Genomic DNA, 20,110 nt, shown 5'->3' with positions numbered 1-20,110 from the left:
TCTTTGCTGTTGGTCTGGTGGCTAACGACTCACCAGAGATGATCCGTGTAAATCAGCGGACGCCGGTTGGTGACTTTCTATTCAGATTACTCCTTTAATGGTAGGTGAGAAAAAGGGGAAAAAATTTTCAATTAAACAGCAATCATAGAATAATAATAGAAAATTATTCTATGATTGCTGAATTTGTTATTGAGTAAATTCTATGGATTCTATAGATAAGAGGATTTTGCGAATATTACAGCAAGATTCAACGCTGTCGCTGAATGAAATAGCAGAGCAGGTTAACTTATCATCCACGCCTTGCTGGAAGCGAATCAAACGTCTTGAGCAGCAGGGAGTTATAAAGTCTCGGGTTGCGTTGTTGGATGCCGCTAAACTTGAGCTGGGGGTCTCGGTTTTCGTACATATAAAAACCCAATACCATGACAGTGCATGGCTGGAAAACTTTACTGAGACGGTTAATGCTTTGGATGAAGTGGTTGAGAGTTATCGTATGGCCGGTGAATGGGACTACTTGCTGCGAGTTGTGGTCAAAGATATCGCTGCGTTTGATTTGTTCTACAAGAAACTGGTCAACCGGGTCAATGGGCTGACTGATGTCACTTCCAGCTTTTCTATGGAAGAAATCAAATTTACCACCGAGCTTCCCATTTAGTAGAAGCTTAGCGAAGGAAAACCTCAGGTTTTGAGGAATTTGCCTAACCTTCCAGGGTCATATGGCCAGTATAAGGCAGTCGTCTAAGGATGCGAAAATAACTCTTTCAGAGGTCATCTCATGTTGTATGCCATTTTAACATTGGCTTTGATTCTGTTGATTTACGCCCCTCAATTATGGGTACGTCACACAATGAAGAAGTTTGGTGATGACGTTAGTGATATGCCTGGCACTGGTGGTGAATTGGCAGATCACTTGATTCAGCGTTTTAAACTGGTAGGAGTTGTTGTTGAGCAAACCGATGAAGGACGTGATCATTTTGACCCCTCAGGTCCGGCAGTGCGACTCAGTCCCAGTAACTATAACGGTCGATCTTTAAAAGCCGTTGCCGTTGCTGCCCATGAGGTTGGTCATGCAATTCAATATCATCGGCAGGAGCGTATTTTCGAACTTCGACGGAAATATATACCCATAGCGATGGGATTTCGAAAAATGGGAGAATTGCTGCTACTGCTGATCCCCGTTCTCGTCCTGATCGTTAAAGTCCCCGCCCTAATGTTGGTTGTTGTTGTGATCAGTTTGATTCTGCAGTTGATGGGAGCTTCGGCTTATTTGATTATGCTTCCTGAAGAATGGGATGCCAGTTTCAATAAGGCACTACCGATACTCATCGAAGGTGAGTATATACAAGAACAGCAGGTATCAGCAGTTAGAATGGTGCTGAAGGCCGCTGCGTTGACTTATTTTGCTTCGGCATTGGCCAGCATTGTTCATCTTGGCAGATGGGCGTTGTTATTACGACGTTGATTTATAATGTCACTGAAGCCTTGGGAGGATGTATGTTTCTCCCTTTGAGTAGATATGAGTTCCGGGCATGGCTTTTATTTGATTTATTTTTCAATTGGTTATGATCTTTTATACCTGCTTGAAGTGTTCAATATATAGGATAAAAACTCAGATAGTCAGTTATTAATCTACGGGGTAGAAAGTTTTTTCTATATTAGCGTGTCTTTGTGTGAACCCTGTCTATACTTAGGGGTGAAATTGGTGAGCTTATGCTAGACCTTCTGAACCATGCAGTGAAGTACACGCCATGGATGGTGGGAGTAGCGGCAGTGCTAACCGTATTGTTGTTCTTCTTAGAGCAACTCGTTTGAATTGGAGAGGTCAGTGGAATTAACTGGCCTCTCTCTGTATTCTGGTAAGACTATAGACCAGAGTATATTTAGAAATGGCATAGCGTCCGAAAGAACGTTAGTAACGTGCCCTGTCTGTCTCTCCGGTAAAAGTAATGACAAAGCCTGCCCATTTGTTTTAGAATCCCAACAGTATAGTTAGTATATTGAACTAGTTATAGAACTGGCTGGAGAATCAATTTGATAGCGACTTTTGGCGCGATTCGTTGGTTTTGTTGACCAAAGACTCCTGAACTTCCCGCAGCATATTTGTAGCGAGAACAAATATGGGTACAGGAATGTCTACACAAAATTACGGAAGGAAGTCGCAGGATGCAGACCGGAATGTTGTCACATAGAACGCTGAATCTACTGGCCTTAGCAGCTATCGCAGGATTGCTGGCGTCAGGTGCAGTGTTGTTTTGGCAGCTCTTGGGTCATGGCATACTATCCTCTTACACTACCACCGTTCCCCATTCACCTCAGCGAGCAGATTCCGCTGTAGCTGAGCCCGCATATCAGTTGGATAGCCTCATTGGCGAAAACCTCTTTGGTCAAATTGTCGCGCTAAAATCATCGCCCCCACCGCCGAAACCCCGTCCCAATAACGTTCGTAAACGCTTACCTCCTTTAAATGCCAAGGTATTGGGGATCGTCCAGGGTAGTAATGGCGAAGGTGTTGCTATTTTGAGCTACAGAGGGAAGCAACAGGCTTATAAAACCGGAGAGTTTTTAAATATGGATGAGTCGGTTTTATTGGAAAAGGTTGAGGCTGGTAAGGTTTATTTAAAGCGCGGTGAGCATCCGGAAACCCTGGTGCTGGAAGCCAAAAAGAATACTAACCCAATTAATAGCTCTCCTGGCGTTGAAGAGCAGGGTGAGGATTCAGGAAATATTGCAGAGGCTTTAAACAACTTGAAGAAGCGGGCAATTCAGCGCGTACAGGCGAGAACCAAGCCTCTTAATAGCTCCATCAAGGTTCAGCATAATCGTTCCCATCGGGCATCCAAAAATCCGTCTCTTTAAGTTTACCCATGATCCAGCCTCTTACTTTTATGACACTCCTCATTAAAGTTACCTCAATAACCATCACTGGATTATTCTGTTAACGTGATTATACCTATAAGGCAGTTTATGAGCTTGAAACCCCTCTGCACACTATTACTCAGCTGTTTTCTCGTTTGGTCACTTTCCAGTCATGCCGAAGAGTTTACGTTGGATATGCGGGATACGGATATCCGCGAATTCATCGCTACAGTCGGTAAACTAAGTGGCAAAACCATCATTGTAGATCAGCGGGTTAAGGGTCGGGTCAATATACAAAGCCCAAAGCCTGTCAGTGCAGCTGAATTCTACGAAATATTTCTGGTGCAGCTGGGAGTCAGCGGCTATTCGGTGGTGGATCTTGGCAATAATATTCTTAAAGTTATTCCTAAACAGGCGGCAAAACTCGAAGGCATTGGGGTTGAAGGGGAAGATAATAATGTCCCCCCCCCCAGTGAAGAGATAATTACCCGTGTAGTGCAGGTGACCAATGTTGAAGTTAACCAACTGGTTCCTATTCTTCGCCCTTTGGTTGATAACAAGAGCGGTATTATTGCTCCCTACGCCGCTTCCAATGTCATTTTGATTACCGATAAGAAATCAAATGTGCGCCGGTTGTTGGAAATTATCGCCCGGGTGGATAAGGCTGATACTGATTCCATGGAGGTGATCAAGCTGAACAATGCTTCTGCCAAGGAGATGAGTCGGATTCTTACCTCATTGATAAGAGAACAAGCTAAAGGTCAGCAGGTGGCCAGAGCGATACCGGTTATTACAGCGGATGAAAGAACCAATAGCTTACTGATACGAGGGGACAGCCAGAGCCGGGCCTATTTAAAGAAAATTATTCAGAGGCTGGACAGCGAAGTTAAAACGGCAACTAATACCAAGGTTGTCTATTTGAAGTATGCCAAGGCTGAAGAACTGGCCACGTTGTTGGAAAGTGTCAGTGACTCCATGATTAAGACTGAGCAATCACAGAGTCTTGATCAAAATCCTACAGCCAAGCGGCTTAATGTTCATATAAAAGCTCATGAACAGACGAATGCCATTGTGTTGTCTGGCAGCTCTTTGATAATCGAAGAGCTGGAGGCTGTGGTCAAACAGCTGGATATTCGTCGTGCTCAGGTTCTGGTTGAAGCGATCATCGTTGAAATTACCGAAAATAGAGCGAAAGAGTTGGGAGTTCAGTGGTTGTTTCGAGGAGATCCTGACAGTAGTGGGCTCGTAGGTGGCGCCACTAATTTTAAGAATCTTGGGAATAGTTTACTGGGGGCTGCAAGTTCCACTGATGGGGGGGACTCTGTAGCAGATGCGCTTGCCGGGGTTGAAGGTATCAGTCTGGGACTGGGCCGCATTTCCAGCAGTGGTTTGAGCTTTGCGGCATTGATTAAAGCCTTTTCGGGTGATTCCAATTCTAATGTGCTTTCCACGCCGGTACTAATGACCATGGATAATGAAGAGGCTTCTATTCATGTGGGCCAGAATGTCCCGATACTGACGGGATCGACAGCGAGTGACAACAATGGAAACCCCTTTCAGACCATCGAGCGAGAGGACATTGGTATTAAACTTGGAGTTCAACCGCAGATTAACGAAGGGAATACTGTGCAGTTGAAAATAGAGCAGGAGGTATCCTCTCTGACCGGTTTAACCGCGTCCGATATCATCATTAACAAAAGAGTCATTGATACAACAGTGATGATTGAAAATGGTGCGACCATTGTACTTGGTGGGTTGGTGGATGACGACATTCAGCAAGACAGTGATAAGGTGCCATTGCTGGGAGATTTGCCGGGAATTGGTCGTGCTTTCAAGTCTGATAAGTCAAAGAGGGTTCGCAGAAACCTAATGGTATTTATTCGGCCAACGATTATCCGAGACTCTGAGACCATGATTGAAATCAGTAGCCGTAAATACCTTTATATCAAGGCTCAGCAAATGCTGCAGGAAAACGGCGGTATCAATCTTTTCCCTGAGGACAGTAAGCCATTGGCTCTTCCGGAATGGACTGGTATGGGGCCTGCCAGTGCTCACTTATTTGGGCCTGAATAGTGGTGAGTTCAACGATATTGGAAGACCTCAATGCTAAAAGTCCGTCAGCTTCGACGTTACCTATGACAAAGGGGCTTATGCCTTTTAGCTTTGCCAATAAGTTTCAACTGTTTGCTTCAGCTGAAGATGAGCAGCGGATGCAACTTCATATAACAGAAAACACGCCTCTGACGGCTATCGCTGAGGTACGCCGTTATTATGGTGTGGAATTGGAGCTGAAACTTGTTGATAGTGAGCAGTTTCAGCTGATGCTTGCTGCAGCCTATCAGCAGAATAGCCAGGCTAACATGGTGTTGATGGAGCAAATTGGTGATGAGGTCAATCTGTTTAAACTGGTCGAAGAATTGCCTGAAGATGATGATCTGTTAGAAGGTGAAGATGATGCTCCGATCATCAAACTGATTAATGCATTGATTACCGAAGCCATTAAAGAAGGTGCTTCGGATATTCACATCGAGCCCTATGAAAAATCACTTTCGGTCAGGCTCCGGGTGGACGGTGTGATGAGAGAAGTGATCTCACCCAATCATAAATTGGCTGCTTTGCTGATTTCCCGAATTAAAGTTATGGCTAAACTGGATATCGCTGAAAAGAGAGTGCCTCAGGACGGTCGAATCAGTGTGCGAATTGCAGGGCGGGCGTTGGATATTCGTGTTTCCACACTACCCTCAAGTCATGGTGAGCGGATAGTGATGCGGTTGCTGGATAAGCAAGGCAGTCGCATGGGATTGCCCCAATTAGGAATGCCAGAGATAATCAGTGATCGTCTACAGCAGGCTTTGCTTAAACCTAATGGCATCATTCTTGTTACGGGCCCGACTGGTTCCGGTAAAACAACGACTCTTTACGCCGGACTTGGCCTTCTCAATGAACGATCAAGAAACATTCTGACCATTGAAGATCCTATCGAGTATGCGGTGGAAGGGGTTGGGCAGACGCAGGTCAACAGTAAAACGGGCATGACCTTCGCAAAAGGATTGCGTGCGATGCTGCGTCAGGATCCCGATGTCATGATGGTGGGAGAAATACGGGATTTTGAAACGGCGGAAATAGCTGTTCAGGCCAGTTTAACCGGGCACTTGGTCTTATCAACATTGCATACCAACAATTCACTGGGGGCTATTACCCGGCTGAATGATATTGGCGTGGATAGTTATTTAATAGCGACAACATTGCGAGCAGTATTAGCGCAGCGATTAGTCCGGCGTCTTTGTCAGAGCTGCAGAACGCCTTATAAGCTTGAGACAGATGAAGCTTTGCGTTTGGGTATAGCAGGTGAACGTTATCAGGGGCACAGAATTTTTAAGGCAAGTGAGAATGGATGCGATCAGTGTAATCATAGTGGTTACAAAGGACGGATCGGAGTTTACGAATTGTTGTCAGTGGATGCTGGAATGGCCGAATTGATTCACAATCAGGCAGCGGAAGCAGAGATTCGAGCATATCTGAGTGAACGAATGACAACAATGATAGAAGAGGCGCGTGAGCTGGTGTTTCAGGGAATGACTTCAGCGGAGGAGGTCCTACGGATCATTCATGAGTAGCTCAAAAATGAATCAAGGGTCGATCCGTTGTTTGATGGGACAGAGGGCCTAGATCATGTCCGCATGGGAATATAGCGCTCTGGATGCTCAGGGAGGTAAGCGCAAGGGGGTTATTGAAGCGGATTCGGGCCGCGCAGCACGGCAGCAACTGCGAGAAAAGGGCTTGATGCCTATCGCTGTTGAAAGTGCCCATCGTAAGTCAGGCAGTAACAAAAAATGGCAACTGTCGGCAAAGGTATCCCTCAGGGATGTGACTCTTTTTACCCGTCAACTGGCGACGCTGGTTGAGTCAGGCTTACCCCTCGAAGAGGTGTTGCAGGCTATTGCTCGGCAGACTGATCACAAAGGGTTGAATAGAATTATCATTGCCGTTCGATCTCGGGTACTTGAAGGACATACCCTGGCAGACGCTTTATCAGAATTCCCAAAGACTTTTAATGAACTTTACCGGGCGATGGTCGATGCGGGTGAAAAATCAGGAACACTGGGGACTGTTCTTGTTCGATTGGCAGAACATAGTGAACGACTGCATCAACTGAGAGGAAAGATTCAACTGGCGTTGTTATATCCAACTGCGCTTACCCTGGTCGCCGTTGCTGTGATTACCTTGCTGATGACCTACGTTGTACCTAAAGTCGTCTCGCAGTTTGATCATGTAGGGCAAACGTTACCCTGGCTAACCCGCTGGATGATTTTTATCAGTGATGGACTGGTTGCTTATGGAGTCTTTATTTTACTCGCTCTGGTATGCGTTGTGTTGTTTGTGAAATGGCTGTTAAGTCGTGAATCGCGACGCTTTGTCTGGCACCGAATGCAGTTAAGGCTTCCACTGGTGGCCGGGTTTATTGTTTGTCAGCAAACACTGCAATTTGCCCGGACTTTGGGGATATTGGTCGGGAGTGGTCTGGATTTGTTGCAGAGCTTGAGTATCGCATCAACCCCCGTCACTAATCTTTGTTTGAGAAAAAGCGTACAGCAAGCGAGTGAGCGTGTCCGGGAAGGAGGCAGTCTTGCTCGTTCGTTGGAACAAAGTGGCGGTTTTCCACCGATGCTGATTTATATGATTGCCAGTGGAGAGCAAAGTGGTGAGCTGGAACAGATGCTGATTAGATCGGCCCAGAATCAAGAAGTCGAGTTTGAAAGTCGTTTGGCTTGGCTGATAGGTCTGTTTGAACCCATTATTATTTTGACAATGGGGGTGATCGTTTTAGCCATTGTATTGGCAATACTGTTGCCAATCCTGCAACTAAATAACCTGACAGGGATATAATCACGGGTTGGGATTTTGTCTTGTGAAGCGTTCCTCAGTTTTTATCAATAGTTATTCCTTAAGGAGAATCAGTTAATCAATGGACAAGCGGATGTGTAACACAATCATAGATCGACAGCTTAGCAGTATGATGAAAAGAGAATCCAGGCAGTCGCTTGGTAAATGGCAGTCTGGCAAATATAGTCGTCATCAATCGGGCTTTACCCTTCTTGAAATAATGGTTGTGATCGTGATTCTTGGGTTATTGGTCGCAGTGGTCGCTCCCAATGTCCTGCAGAATCAAGATAAAGCAATGGTGCAGAAGGCTAAGGCAGATATTGCGTTGCTTGAGCAGTCATTGGATTTGTATAAGCTGGATAGTTTTTCTTACCCGACAACAGATCAGGGACTGGAAGCACTGGTAAAAAAACCGGATATCGCCCCAGCCCCTAAAAACTATAGTCAGAATGGTTACATCAAACGTTTACCTTTAGATCCTTGGGGAAATCCTTACCAGTATATTCAGCCAGGTGAGCATGGTCCTTATGATATTTATTCAACGGGTGCAGATGGAGAACCCGGAGGTGAAGGGCTTGCGACGGATATCACGAACTGGTAGCCAGTCAGGTTTTACGCTGCTGGAAATCCTGCTGTGTCTGTTTATTATCGGCTTAATGGTGGGGTTGGTTAGTGTGGCACTACCTGAAAGAAAAGGTCAGGATCTGGAACAAATGGCTGTCAGTATGAAGCGAGCAATCTTGATTGCCCAGGAAGAATCAGTTTTCAGAAGCAAGGATTATGGCTTATTACTTTCATCTGACGGGTACCATTTTTTCAGCTACCAGGGGGAAGAGTGGGTTCCAGAGACGTCTGTCTCCTTATTAAAGGCGCAGAAATTTCCAAAGGATCTCAGAGTGCAGTTGAATATCGAAGGCGAGTCGGTAGATATTGATGATGCCAGCACGCCTCAAATTCTGATTCTAAGCGATGGACAGCTAAGTGAGTTCAGCATCAAATTCGCTCGTACAGATGATAAACGGAGTTGGATGTTGTCTGGGTCTTTCGATGGTGCCTTGACTGTTGAAGCGGAAGGTCCGTCGTGAGGAGCTCGTTGACGTTTAGACTGAGCAGACAGAGTGGGTTCAGTTTGCTGGAGTTAATGGTGGCGGTATTTATTTTCGCCTTGGCTACAGCAGGTTTTTTTCAAGTTCTGGGGCAAAGTGCGAGGCATGCTGACTACCTTGAGACCAAGTATTTTGCAGAACTGCTTGCGCATAATGATCTTGTTGAGCTTTCACTGGTAAGACCGCCTCCTGAAACGGGTCTTTCAAATGGCAAACATATTCTGGCAGAACGTACGTTTTACTGGTTTCAGGCCGTTAATGAAACTGAAAATAGTACCATTCGTAAGGTTAACCTAAGAATAGAAACTGAACAGGGACAGGTGCTTTCTGAGCTTAACCTGTTTGTAGGGATTAACCCGTGATTCGCCAGCAGGGTTTTACACTGTTAGAGCTTCTTGTTTCCGTTGGGCTGTTGGCGCTGCTCGGATTGGCTTCGGCGTTGGCTCTTAATAGCGGTATCCGTAGTGAAGAGATTATCAGTCTTCGGTTGGAGTCGTTGGAACAGTTACAGACCGCTCAGCAATTAATACGACGAGACCTTGAGCAGGCCGTTGCTCGCTATGGACGCGATAGTCTGGGTGACTCCCGTCTACAGGTCTTTACTGTTAACTCTGAGGCGGATTCTGGAGAGAATGGCTTGCTGCTTGCGTTTTATAAGGGGGGGCGCCGGTTAATCGGTCGTAAATTTGAAGGCTCAAGTTTAGAACGAGTTCAATATCGCCTGGAAGATCGGCAGTTGATTCGTGAGATTTCTCCAGTGCTTGATCCCACACCATCAACTCCCATTCATAGCCGCGTGTTGTTAAAGGATGTGGATGCGTTAACACTCAATTTTTACACAGAGGGCCTGTGGCAGTCTCGCTGGCCGATACCCAACCAGAACAGGCCTTTGGATTTTCCTCAAGCGCTCCAGCTCCAGATCACTCTGCAACCGTACGGGAAGATTACCCAGAACGTACTGCTACCGGGGAGCCTCTAATATGAGGCGGACTGTTGCTGATGTTCGCCTTCAACGGGGAATGGCGCTCATTGTGGTTTTATTGGTTGTTGCCGTAATTGCGACTCTGGCAACAGCTGTTTCTTCCCGAGTGCAGTTTAATGTTAAGAAAAGCCAGAATCGTTCCCAGCAAGGACAAGCCTATTGGTATGCGCTGGGTGGAGAGGAACTAGCGCAGCAGTTACTTAAGCAGGCATTATTTCAAGATAATGATGATCAAGTTAATTCTGTGCGAGGTAGCGATGACCAAAGTGGGGCTGGTTCGGCTGGCAGTCGCTCTGATAATTTGATTTATTTGGGACAGAGCTGGTCACAGGGACCTCACCATTTCCCTTTTGAGGGGGGCGGTTTGGCGCTGGCGATTACTGATCAACAAGCATGTTTTAATATCAACGTTCTGACAAAGTTGACAACAGCAGTCAGCCAGGATACCCAGGCCCTTGATTTGAACTTGCGACAGTTTCGTTCTCTTCTTAAACTGCTGGAGTTTGAGAGTGAGGAAATCTCTCGTCTTCAAGCTACCATTCAGGATTGGTTGGATAAGGACGTTATTCCCACTGGCTTGGAAGGTTTCGAAGATCTGCATTATTCAGGAATAACCCCTCCTTATCAATCTGCTAATGGGCCCGTTCAAGTATTGTCTGAGTTGAATCTGATTACAGGTTTTAAATCGGAATACCTGACACGTTTAGAGCCCTTCTTCTGTGCATTGCCCTATCAGGAACAGAGAATCAATATTAATACCATCACGGAAGATCAAGCCCTTTTAATCAGTGGGTTGTTCGACGAAACCTTGAGTGTGGAGGAAGCTCGGATATTGATACAAAACAGACCTGCGGAAGGGTTCAGCGAAGTTGCAGAATTCTGGCAACAACTGCCTCTGGAACAACTTCGTCTGGAGCCGGAGATAGTTCAGCACCTAGGAGCTATAGAACAGCAGCTAACAGTCTCGTCTAAGTTTTTTTTGGCCACAATCGATGTTAATTACTACGATGCCCGTATGCGGTTGCGGAGCCGGTTAGGGATTAATGAAAGCGGTCTTTTGTCTTATTCACGGCAATATGGAGTCAAGCGGTGAACAACCAATTATTGATTTTTTTAGGGCCTGATGCAGAGCAGACAATCTGTTGGGTTGTCAGGGATTCCAGCTCCGGAAAGACTGAGCGTCAAGGACAGATCGAGACTGCCAAACAGCTAAATGAGTTAAAAACACTAGCTGTCGGTATACCCTGTTATGCCGTTGTTCCTGCGACGACTGCTACTCAGTTTCTGGTTAAGCTGCCGACTAATAGTCGTGAAGCCCGTGATGCCATTCCATATCAGCTGGAGGATCAACTCTGTGATGATATAGATGAGTTGCATTTTGCCCGGGGGCCGATGATTGAGGAAAACTGTTACCCTGTTGCGGTTATAGCAAAACAACAGATGCAGGCTTGGGCTGATTGGTTGCAGGAAGCCGGGATACAACCTCTGGCTATGATAATAGAAACACTGGATGCTGAGAAATTACACGAAAAAATTCCCACAGATCAAGTAAAGTCTACAGAAAATCAATACCCTGGGGCTGAAGGTGAGAGGAGTGTTGCCGTAGCTTTGCACTGGAATAACCGGGTTATCGTGCAGGAAAAACCTTACCAAGGCTATGCAATCGACGCTGCATCTTTTCAATGCTGGTTGAAGATTGCCGCGAAGCAATTCAGTACGCCTTTGTCAGTGGTTGTCGGAGATTCTGAATGCCTCCGTGCGGCTGGACAGCAAACAGATTATTTAACGGAGAATTCTTCCTCTGTTGGCAAAGCTGCGAATACTGTTAACCCTGCGGAGTACTTAGCTATTGATCCGGCAATTAATCTGTTGCAAGGTGATTATCAGCTCAATAATCCACTTCAACAGACATTGAGACTATGGTGCTGGCCGGTGGCCATCGCTTTAATATTGATGCTGGCATACCCCGCTGCGGTTTATTGGAAAAATCTACAGCTGCAAAAACAAAAAGAAGATGTGACTGAACAGCTTAATCAACTTTATCGAAAGACATTTCCTGACTCGCAGCGGATTGTCAACGTTCGTACTCAGACTGAGCAGCGTCTGAAACAGTTACGAAAAATTAATCAAGGCAGTCCATTTATAGTGCTTTTGGATCAATTGCTGCCGGCACTAAGTCTGCAACCTGAAGTAAAGTTACAAAGCCTGGACTATATGGCGAGCAAGAGCCAATTACAGCTAAGTCTACGTGCACCGCAAAACGCTTCTATTGATCGTTTCAGTCAGAAGTTGACGGAGCTGGGCATTTTCAATGAAATAAAAACAATGCGCAAAAGAGGCCAGTTTACCGAAGGCTTGTTAACCCTTAGGGAGGTGCGCTAATGTCCCAACCCTCAACCAAGTTCCAGTCTTGGCTACAGAGTCTGACTGTGCGAGAGCGGATTAGCGTTACAGCAGGTACCTTTGCTGTAGTGGCTACACTTATTTATCTATTTGTTTGGCAACCTCAACTGCAACGTCATGATCAGCTCAGTCGTCAAGTCGAAGCCAAGAATAAACTGCTACTCTGGATGGAACGAGCCTCTTCTGAGGTAGAGGTGTTAAGAGCCAAAGGGGGAGCATTAACAACCACAAATAATAATGTCAGCGCACAGCAGAACATTAGTCGATTGGCCAGTACTGCTGGTATTCGAGTTAATCGTTCTGAAAGGACTCAGTCTGATCACATCCGGCTTCGATTTGATTCGATCGAATTTAACCGCCTGCTGGTCTTTCTCGATAGTGCTGCTAAATCAGGTATGGTCTTAAGCAGCATCAATATTCAGCTTACCGATAAATCAGGTTTTGTGACAGCCAGAGTTCTGTTTGAGGACAGCTAGTCATAGCCTGTCATTGTAATCCTGTTATCAGAAACAGAAAAATATCTATTCAGGTGAATCCATTATGAGATTTGCTGCGTAACCCTAATTGTAGCTCCGGCGTGCCACCTGATGCCGCAGGATGTCCAATAATGACAATTAGGAGTTTTAAATGAACACATTTCGTGTAGCACACTTGTTGCTGTGTGGTTTACTGGGGTTATCCATTTCCCAGGCCAATGCAGCCATGATTAAAGTGGAAGTCGAGAATAAGTCTCCCACCGATGGTCTCTTTTTCACCCCTGTCTGGCTAGGTTTCCACAGTGGTGGTTTTGATACTTTCGATGTGGGAGCTGCTGCATCTCCAGCGCTGGAAAGATTGGCTGAAGATGGAAATCCAGCTCCGCTCAATGCGGCACTTAATGCCTCTCAAGCGGACTCTATTGGTTCTGTATTAACAGCTCCGGCAGGTTTTGCGGGTGCACCGATATTTGATCCCGGTGATATCGCATCCGCAACATTCGATCTGGACCCTCTTGCTCACCGTTATCTGAATTATGCGTCCATGCTGATTCCTTCTAATGATGCATTCTTTGGCAATGCTGATCCGCTGGCGTTATTTAATGCCGGTGGTGATTTTGTGGGTGATATTGTGATCAGTATATTGGGTGCTAATATTTATGACGCCGGTACAGAGGACAATACTGAAACGGGAGCGGCTTTTCTGAATCAGTCAAATCCTGATGAAGGGGTTGCTACCACTGCTGGTCTAATCGCTCAACACTCAGGGTTTACGGCGTTTCCTGGTGGTAATGTTTTGGGTGGAACCAATGGAGCTGGCTTCTTTTTCGATCCTGTCTTCGCTGATTTCAGTCGCAACAATGGCTTGGTCGAGATTGCACAAATCAGAATATCCCGGGTGCCAGAACCTGCTTCTGCAGCCTTGCTATTGGCGGGAGTATTTGGTGTAGGAGCTTCTGTTCGTAAGAAAAGAGCTAGCAAGAGATAGAGTTGATAAATGGATGGGTATCTTTGTTTATCAGAGAATTCTGACTTAGCTCAACAAAATAGTTAATAAATATCAATAGCAGCTTTTTGCTGATAAAAGTACTATGCCGCGTTGAAAAAACGCGGCTATTATTTGGCAAATGCTGCGTTAGCTTTTCTTCGCGAAACATCGGTAGCAAACTGGAATACCTCCTTAGATTCTTTATCTGATTAAGGTGACTGCTTATTCCGATGTCCGGTATGCAAACAGCAGTAAAAGGTTGTTTACTAATTAATTGTTGGTGTCTGCACCTGTAAATAACTAGCGGCAATTCAAACAAGCATAGAATGGAAGGCTAAGGAACATGGCAAAGAACTCTGTTGGAAGAATTATCCGCCAATTTTCAATCGCTGTGGTTTTTGGCGCTGGTTGTTGTTCGCCTTATGCCATTGCTGATACAGAGTTGGCAGTAAATGCGTCCTCTCCTATCGGACTTAACATAACAGGAGTCAACTACTGGTCGAGTCAGTGGATGTTGTTAGATCTGATGAAGCAAGGATCTGATGGAAGTGGTCACAGTTGGACCACATCGAGTCCCGCTACATATAATACCTTAGAGCATGACAAGTTAGATCTGGATCAGAATGGTTGGCCGCGAACATTACCTGATACAGATGATACGAGCCAGGAATATCGTTACGTTACAAGTCTGCTGCTTCATGACAACCAGCACTATGAACCCGGCGAATATATCGTTCTGTATGAGGGCGCTGGAGAAATCCGTTACTCAGGCCCAAGGAAGATAGAGGAGCGTTCGAGTCCAGGGCGTGACGTTGTCCAGCTTGATCCGAACAGCTTCTTTCATTTGCAAATCCGTTCTACCGATCCTGATCAAACTGGAAACTATATTCGTAATATAAGGGTTATCGTGCCCGGCGGCATATGTGACGACAATCCTTTCCTATATGGCCGATCCGCAGCCGATTGTGCTACAAGCTTTACCGCTTTCGAAGAAATTTATCAGAGTCAACGCTTCCACCCTCTCTTTCTGGCAGATATGAGCAAGTTTCGCTCGCTACGATTCATGCAATATCAAAGTACTAACGTTAATCAGCAGCGTTTTTGGGACCAGAGAACTCAGATGGAATCAGCAACCTGGGCAGGAGATGGTGGCGGCCCTATTGAATTGGCATTGGAGTTGTCGAACAAGATTAAGGCTGAACCCTGGTTGAATGTTCCTGCCAGAGCGAGTGATGAATATATAAGAGAATTTGCTGATCTTGTCAGGACGAATTTAGCCGAAGATCTTTCTGTTTACGTTGAGTTGGGGAATGAGATATGGAATTCTGCTTACCCATATATCCTTGATGCCCGCTGGATGGAAGAACAGGGCAAATTGTTGTGGCCAGAGGCCGGCGTATCCGACTTCGGCTATCGACTCAATTACTATGGCAAGCGAACTGCGGATATGTGCAGTATCTGGAAAGATGCTTTTGCAGATCAATCTGACAGGGTCAAGTGCGTAATGGGAGGGCAGGGTGGCAATAGCTGGGTTAGCTATCAATCTCTGTCTTGTCCGTTGTGGGTTGCAAGCGGTGGGGATGTTTGTGCCACAGATATGCATTCCCTGGCGATAGGTCCATACTTTGCTGGTTATTTTTATCAGGACCGCTTCTTGTCCTTCTGGTCTCAATGGCTTGAGGAAGGCAGTGCAGTCGACAAAGTGTTTGAAGAAATTAACGATGGCATATTGCGTGATCTGACCTGGGATCCCTCTGAGCAAGAATGGCAGCGTCCTCCAGAAGGAGGGGCGCTTGCTGGTACAGCACGGCATATACAATCCAATGCTCAGGTTGCTGCCGAATTTGGTATTCAACTGACTGCTTACGAGGGTGGGCAGCATATGACATTCGCTGGGAATATGGAGGGAGATCGGGAAGTCGTTAATCAACAGGTTTTCCTGGCTGCCAACAGAGATCCTCGAATGGGTGAGGCTTTCGGTCGACATTTTGATGACTGGCAAAATTCTGGTGGCAATCTCTACATGGTGTTTGAAAGTATTGGTCGCTGGGGCCGTTTTGGAGCCTTCCCTCTTAAGGAGTACCAGACGCAAACTAATGCCGAAGCACCTAAGTTCCAGGCTGTTATTGATTATATCGATAATCATCCCTGCTGGTGGGAAGGCTGTGCAAGAGATGTTTACCTGGATACCAATCCGGGAACCGAGCAACCTGATGATCCCACAGATCCAAACGATCCTGATAATGATACGGGTGAAAACAACGTTTTAACTCTACAATTATCCAGCCTGCCTGATACATGGGGAGTACGATTGACTTGGGATCAACTGGATGGGGAAGTTGCTTACTACGGTGTCTATAAAGATGGTGAATGGGTTGGCCACACTGTCGCAGAAACCTCATTTGATGTTAACTGGTTGCAGCTTGGTCATTCCTATAGTTTCCATGTTGAGGCCTTAAACAGCGCTAAGGAAATTCTGGCGACCTCGACGGTGGAATCTTCCATGGCAGGTGATTCTGAGGCGCCGACACAGCCCCAGGAGTTGGTTGCTGTATCGGATGGTGGTTGGGGCTTTAATTTACGATGGAATGCCTCTATCGATAATACAGGGGTTGCCTACTATAAAATTTCACGTAATGGTCAGCCGTATACTCATACCTCAGCCAGTAGCTTCCATGACCCCTGGCCTCCTCAGGGGGAAGTGATTTACCAAATTACGGCTTACGACAACTATCATAATGCTTCCATTTCTTCGGAGACTGTAACCGCAGTACAGCCGTCAAACTAGGCTTTGATTAGGAGGGGGCTTGAACTTGATTAAAGACCCCCCTGCATTATTAACCCATAAGCAGTGTTTGTGAGAAGCAGCCAATGCTGGTTGTGGGTTGTTTTGACTTGCTCGTGGGCACCTTAGCATTTTGATGATAGTCTAGAGGCTTTCTTTTGGGGGCTCTCTGCGGTGGCAAACGAAGCACTTCCGATTATTTTAAGAGGGGGTGTCAATGGGTATGCTCAGTTTCCCTATCTTGGCATTTTCAGAATGATCAGTTGATATCGGCCTGTTTTTGACCTGCTAACGGGTAGGTATTCTGTAAGTTATTGGCTGGTGAAATGTGTGATGAGAATGTGTTCTAGGTCTATCCCACCAAAACAGAATTATAGAAATTATGACAGGAGTTTTTTGGACATGAGTTTATGTTTGGCTTATTAAGATTATTGCTGGCGGTAATGGTCCTTATTGGCCATTTGTTCTGGATAAGTGACTTTGGGCGATACGCTGTTTTCGGTTTCTATATTTTAAGCGGCTATTTGATGACTTTGGTCATGCACGAATCCTATGGATACAGTAGAGCTGGACAGTATCGATTTGGGGTCAACCGATTTTTGAGGTTGTATCCCGGTTATTGGTTTGCGTGTTTAGTCAGTATTTTACTGATCGTTTCTGTGGGGCAGGAAACCACAAATGTTGTGAGTAAGTCTTTATCGCTTCCTCCGGATATATTCTCGGTACTGGCAAATTTGACGATGGTCTTTCCGTCATTTTTTCCAAATCATATTAGTCCGCGATTGTCTCCAGCTACCTGGGCGTTGACTATAGAGCTGTTTTATTATTTTCTTATAGCGTTAGGTATTTCCAAGACTCGGGGACGAACGGTATTGTGGGTCGTTGTATCGGTAGTCTATGTTGCTTTCACCTACGTTATGGATTTTTATTGGCACTCTCGATACTTTGCTGTTCCAGCGGGTTCTTTGCCTTTTTCAATAGGTGCTTTTCTTTTTTTCCTGGCAAAGGATTACCGGCTTGACAGTCAAGTTTTTAGATCTGTACTAAATACAAAAGTACTTTTTATTTTAGTGCTGGCGAATGCAGTCAGTGGAGCGCTACTAAGCGGAGATGAAGAAAATACACTTGTGGTTGAATTATTGTTTTATGGCAATTTAACGTTTTCATCTCTTTTGATCCTTAGTCTTATAAAGGGGGGCAGGCTTGTTGTCATACCTCGATCACTGGATAAGTTTTTAGGAGACTTTTCCTACCCGATCTATTTGATGCATTGGCAGATAGGCGTTCTGGTCCCTGTAATTCTGTATGGAAAATCGGCATCGATGAAACAAGCGATATCAGGATCTGAACTTATGCTGACGGCTGTTCTTATTCTCTTGATAAGTTTGTTCGTGATTGTATTCGTGGATAAACCGATTGAAAAGGCAAGAGACAGAGTAAGAAGTCATAGCTAAGTATCTTATGAACAGATCCATTCGGTCTCCGGTTTTCAGAGCAGTCAGAGATTGAGGTAACGATTATGGGCATACGGGTTGTCTGTCGAAAATTGTTATTTCTATTTACGTTGATGCGGGGTCAACTAAAGGCTTTCGTATCGACTATTGCTGGTTACCGACTATTGCTGGTGTGAGATTGTCACAACGGTCAGTGTCAGTGTAGTTGCCGAAAATGTGTAAAGATAGCTTTTACATCGGGTAACTATTTAAGGTGATGGGACGGCAATAAATTTTACTCACTGATTATTCTTGATAATCCCCTTGGTGTTTGCCATATTTAATCGCTGTAAGCCGTGAGCTATTTCAAGGAAGAGCACTGGCATCCGTTTTTCTTGTGAAATAGAACTCCAACGGAAAAATATTGAAGGGGATCAATATGTCATTTCCACGGAAATTTTCTGTGGCCCGTTATCTGTGGGTTGCAATGATAAGCCGCTTAAATTCTGATCCGGGCTTGGCTGCCAGTACTGAATGTGTAGTCAAGAGCCAGATCGTATCAACCGCATTAAAAATCTTACCGACGACTATTATTTCTACTTTGCTGTTGTTTTGGGCAGCAACTGTTCAGGCTAACGTATCCTTTTCAGCCGCGCCGATACAGCAACCGAGCAATCCTGTTACTGTGGGGACAGAGGTGGCTTATGGGCTGGAGGCTGTGGCCGATGGAGCCGGGGCCAGCCAGATCGATATTTTTATCAATGTTAATGGTGTTAATCAATCCGCTCAATTTACCAGTCAAACATCTGAATGTACCTTAAACGGCAATTTCTTTACCTGTGGTAGCAGGCTTCCTGGAGAGTCAGGAGGAGCTGTCTTTAGCTGGGATGCGCCTGCAGGTACCTCGAATATTGAATTTGAACTTTTTTGTCTCCACAGTGACCAGACCACATGCAGCGGTGATAGCACCTCTATCTCTACGGAAGCAGCAGAAGCTCAGCCTGGCGAATTGAACATTAGTGAAACTGGCGTAACTGTGAATGAGGAGGATGGAACTGCCACTGTTACTGTGACTCGAAGTGCTGGAACCTCAGGTGCTGCGTCAGTTGAGTTTTCGACAGCAGATGGCTCTGCTGTAGATGGCAGTGATTATGCCGCGACCAGTGGTACTCTTAGCTGGGCGGATGGAGAAACCGGTCCGAAGAGTATTCAGATCACTATAGTTGATGACAGTGTAGACGAGCCGGACGAATCCTTTACTGTGAATCTAAGCAATCCTGTGGGAGCGAGTCTTGGAACCTCAACAACAGCTACAGTGACAATTGATGATAATGATGACGCCGCTGGCACCCTGCAAATCAGCAGTATCCCCGGTAGCGCTGGCGAGGGGGAGGGTTCCTTCACTGTTTCCGTTAGTCGTGAGGGTGGCAGTGAAGGAGCTGCACAGGTTTCGATTACCACTGCCGGTAGCGCAGTAGCCGGATCGGATTACAGTACTGATACAACCTTACTTAGCTGGGCTGATGGTGAATCCGGTGTTAAAAATCTGGTTGTTACGTTAGTTGATGACACCGAGGTTGAAGGGGATGAAACTCTGGAGATTCAACTCAGTAATGTTCAAGGCGCCGATCTCGGATCTCCAGCATCGGGTACTATCACCATTCAGGATAACGAAAATAATCCTGGTTCTGTTCAGTTTGACGCGGCTGCTGTAAGCGTCAACGAAAGCGATGGGACTGCGACTCTATCAGTGAATCGCACCGGCTCTTCGGGGGCTGCTTCGGTAGACGTTTCTGTCACGGGAGGTTCTGCGGCTGGCGGAGAGGATTATGATTTTTCCGGTACAACGCTAAGCTGGGCTAATGGTGAGTCGGGTAGTAAGAGCTTTACGGTTTCACTGACGAATGATGACAGCGCTGAAGAGAATGAAACCCTAACCCTAAACCTGTCGAATCCCAGTGATGGCTTGTCAGTGGGGGCTATCAGCAGTTCAACCCTGACCATACAGGATGATGATTCTGGCTTGAATCCGATTGAAGAAGCGATGAAAGGGATTGCTAATGGTGATCCTCAGCGAGAGGCCGTCGCACAGAGTATTGCGACGATCTGTCCACAGGGTGTTGCTGAAACTCAGCTGCAAAATGACTGTAATGCGTTAGTCGGTAGTGCACTGAGTGATGACGGCAATGTGAATGCC

At 45.9% G+C, this 20,110-nt stretch carries 17 protein-coding genes; all 17 read left to right on the top strand.

Going from position 1 to position 20,110, the window contains the following annotated elements; all coding sequences use genetic code 11:
- Positions 1-202: 202 nt before the first annotated feature.
- A complete protein-coding gene (locus BGP75_RS10535; RefSeq protein ID WP_076718537.1) occupies positions 203-655 on the top strand; it encodes an Lrp/AsnC family transcriptional regulator in 453 nt (150 codons plus the stop codon).
- 120 nt (positions 656-775) lie between these two features.
- Entirely contained in the window at positions 776-1,462 is a 687-nt protein-coding gene (locus BGP75_RS10530) for a zinc metallopeptidase (protein ID WP_076718535.1), read from the top strand.
- A 713-nt stretch (positions 1,463-2,175) separates the two neighbouring features.
- Complete coding sequence (locus tag BGP75_RS10525) at positions 2,176-2,856, top strand: type II secretion system protein N (protein ID WP_233152904.1); 681 nt, start codon at positions 2,176-2,178, stop codon at positions 2,854-2,856.
- 108 nt (positions 2,857-2,964) lie between these two features.
- Positions 2,965-4,929, top strand: a complete 1,965-nt coding sequence (gspD, locus tag BGP75_RS10520) for a type II secretion system secretin GspD (protein WP_076718531.1) — start codon at positions 2,965-2,967, stop codon at positions 4,927-4,929.
- 77 nt (positions 4,930-5,006) lie between these two features.
- Positions 5,007-6,473, top strand: a complete 1,467-nt coding sequence (gspE, locus tag BGP75_RS10515; RefSeq protein WP_083704743.1) for a type II secretion system ATPase GspE — start codon at positions 5,007-5,009, stop codon at positions 6,471-6,473.
- A 55-nt stretch (positions 6,474-6,528) separates the two neighbouring features.
- The gene (gspF, locus tag BGP75_RS10510; RefSeq protein ID WP_076718527.1) at positions 6,529-7,743 is read left to right on the top strand and encodes a type II secretion system inner membrane protein GspF; all 1,215 of its coding nucleotides are present in this window, start codon (positions 6,529-6,531) and stop codon (positions 7,741-7,743) included.
- A gap of 130 nt (positions 7,744-7,873) precedes the next feature.
- A complete protein-coding gene (gene gspG, locus BGP75_RS10505; protein WP_076718559.1) occupies positions 7,874-8,341 on the top strand; it encodes a type II secretion system major pseudopilin GspG in 468 nt (155 codons plus the stop codon).
- Complete coding sequence (gspH, locus tag BGP75_RS10500; RefSeq protein WP_158070094.1) at positions 8,268-8,825, top strand: type II secretion system minor pseudopilin GspH; 558 nt, start codon at positions 8,268-8,270, stop codon at positions 8,823-8,825. Before gspG ends, gspH begins: the two co-directional genes overlap by 74 nt.
- 8 nt (positions 8,826-8,833) lie before the next feature.
- Positions 8,834-9,208, top strand: coding sequence for a type II secretion system minor pseudopilin GspI (gspI, locus tag BGP75_RS10495; protein WP_076718523.1), 375 nt, complete (start codon positions 8,834-8,836; stop codon positions 9,206-9,208).
- On the top strand, positions 9,205-9,825 hold the full coding sequence (gene gspJ / locus BGP75_RS10490) for a type II secretion system minor pseudopilin GspJ (protein ID WP_076718521.1): 621 nt from the start codon (positions 9,205-9,207) through the stop codon (positions 9,823-9,825). The genes gspI and gspJ overlap by 4 nt, the downstream gene beginning before the upstream one ends.
- 1 nt (position 9,826) lies before the next feature.
- Positions 9,827-10,921: a type II secretion system minor pseudopilin GspK gene (gene gspK / locus BGP75_RS10485; protein WP_076718519.1), complete on the top strand. Its 1,095-nt coding sequence runs from the start codon at positions 9,827-9,829 to the stop codon at positions 10,919-10,921.
- Positions 10,918-12,210, top strand: a complete 1,293-nt coding sequence (gspL, locus tag BGP75_RS10480) for a type II secretion system protein GspL (protein ID WP_076718517.1) — start codon at positions 10,918-10,920, stop codon at positions 12,208-12,210. Before gspK ends, gspL begins: the two co-directional genes overlap by 4 nt.
- Positions 12,210-12,707 (top strand): type II secretion system protein GspM, encoded by a 498-nt coding sequence (gene gspM, locus BGP75_RS10475; RefSeq protein ID WP_076718515.1) that lies wholly within the window; start codon positions 12,210-12,212, stop codon positions 12,705-12,707. The genes gspL and gspM overlap by 1 nt, the downstream gene beginning before the upstream one ends.
- Positions 12,708-12,858: 151 nt before the next feature.
- Positions 12,859-13,695, top strand: a complete 837-nt coding sequence (locus BGP75_RS10470) for a spondin domain-containing protein (protein ID WP_076718512.1) — start codon at positions 12,859-12,861, stop codon at positions 13,693-13,695.
- A gap of 343 nt (positions 13,696-14,038) precedes the next feature.
- Entirely contained in the window at positions 14,039-16,483 is a 2,445-nt protein-coding gene (locus BGP75_RS10460) for a hypothetical protein (protein WP_076718507.1), read from the top strand.
- A 407-nt stretch (positions 16,484-16,890) separates the two neighbouring features.
- On the top strand, positions 16,891-17,934 hold the full coding sequence (locus tag BGP75_RS10455; RefSeq protein ID WP_076718505.1) for an acyltransferase: 1,044 nt from the start codon (positions 16,891-16,893) through the stop codon (positions 17,932-17,934).
- Positions 17,935-18,352: 418 nt separating this feature from the next.
- The coding region (locus tag BGP75_RS10450; RefSeq protein WP_304441973.1) for a Calx-beta domain-containing protein at positions 18,353-20,110 on the top strand (1,758 nt) is incomplete at its 3' end.

This window comes from Motiliproteus sp. MSK22-1, assembly GCF_001968815.1.
Lineage (GTDB): Bacteria > Pseudomonadota > Gammaproteobacteria > Pseudomonadales > Balneatricaceae > Motiliproteus.
Note: the sequence above shows the minus strand (reverse complement) of the source record. Positions and strands in the feature narration are given on the sequence as shown.

What these genes read in the sequence shown, in the direction of transcription:
- BGP75_RS10535 (WP_076718537.1), top strand. Translation starts at nt 203, where the DNA reads ATGGATTCTATAGATAAGAGGATTTTGCGAATATTACAGCAAGATTCA.
- BGP75_RS10530 (WP_076718535.1), top strand. Translation starts at nt 776, where the DNA reads ATGTTGTATGCCATTTTAACATTGGCTTTGATTCTGTTGATTTACGCC.
- BGP75_RS10525 (WP_233152904.1), top strand. Translation starts at nt 2,176, where the DNA reads ATGTTGTCACATAGAACGCTGAATCTACTGGCCTTAGCAGCTATCGCA.
- gspD (WP_076718531.1), top strand. Translation starts at nt 2,965, where the DNA reads ATGAGCTTGAAACCCCTCTGCACACTATTACTCAGCTGTTTTCTCGTT.
- gspE (WP_083704743.1), top strand. Translation starts at nt 5,007, where the DNA reads ATGCCTTTTAGCTTTGCCAATAAGTTTCAACTGTTTGCTTCAGCTGAA.
- gspF (WP_076718527.1), top strand. Translation starts at nt 6,529, where the DNA reads ATGTCCGCATGGGAATATAGCGCTCTGGATGCTCAGGGAGGTAAGCGC.
- gspG (WP_076718559.1), top strand. Translation starts at nt 7,874, where the DNA reads ATGAAAAGAGAATCCAGGCAGTCGCTTGGTAAATGGCAGTCTGGCAAA.
- gspH (WP_158070094.1), top strand. Translation starts at nt 8,268, where the DNA reads ATGATATTTATTCAACGGGTGCAGATGGAGAACCCGGAGGTGAAGGGC.
- gspK (WP_076718519.1), top strand. Translation starts at nt 9,827, where the DNA reads ATGAGGCGGACTGTTGCTGATGTTCGCCTTCAACGGGGAATGGCGCTC.
- gspM (WP_076718515.1), top strand. Translation starts at nt 12,210, where the DNA reads ATGTCCCAACCCTCAACCAAGTTCCAGTCTTGGCTACAGAGTCTGACT.
- BGP75_RS10470 (WP_076718512.1), top strand. Translation starts at nt 12,859, where the DNA reads ATGAACACATTTCGTGTAGCACACTTGTTGCTGTGTGGTTTACTGGGG.
- BGP75_RS10460 (WP_076718507.1), top strand. Translation starts at nt 14,039, where the DNA reads ATGGCAAAGAACTCTGTTGGAAGAATTATCCGCCAATTTTCAATCGCT.
- BGP75_RS10455 (WP_076718505.1), top strand. Translation starts at nt 16,891, where the DNA reads ATGTTTGGCTTATTAAGATTATTGCTGGCGGTAATGGTCCTTATTGGC.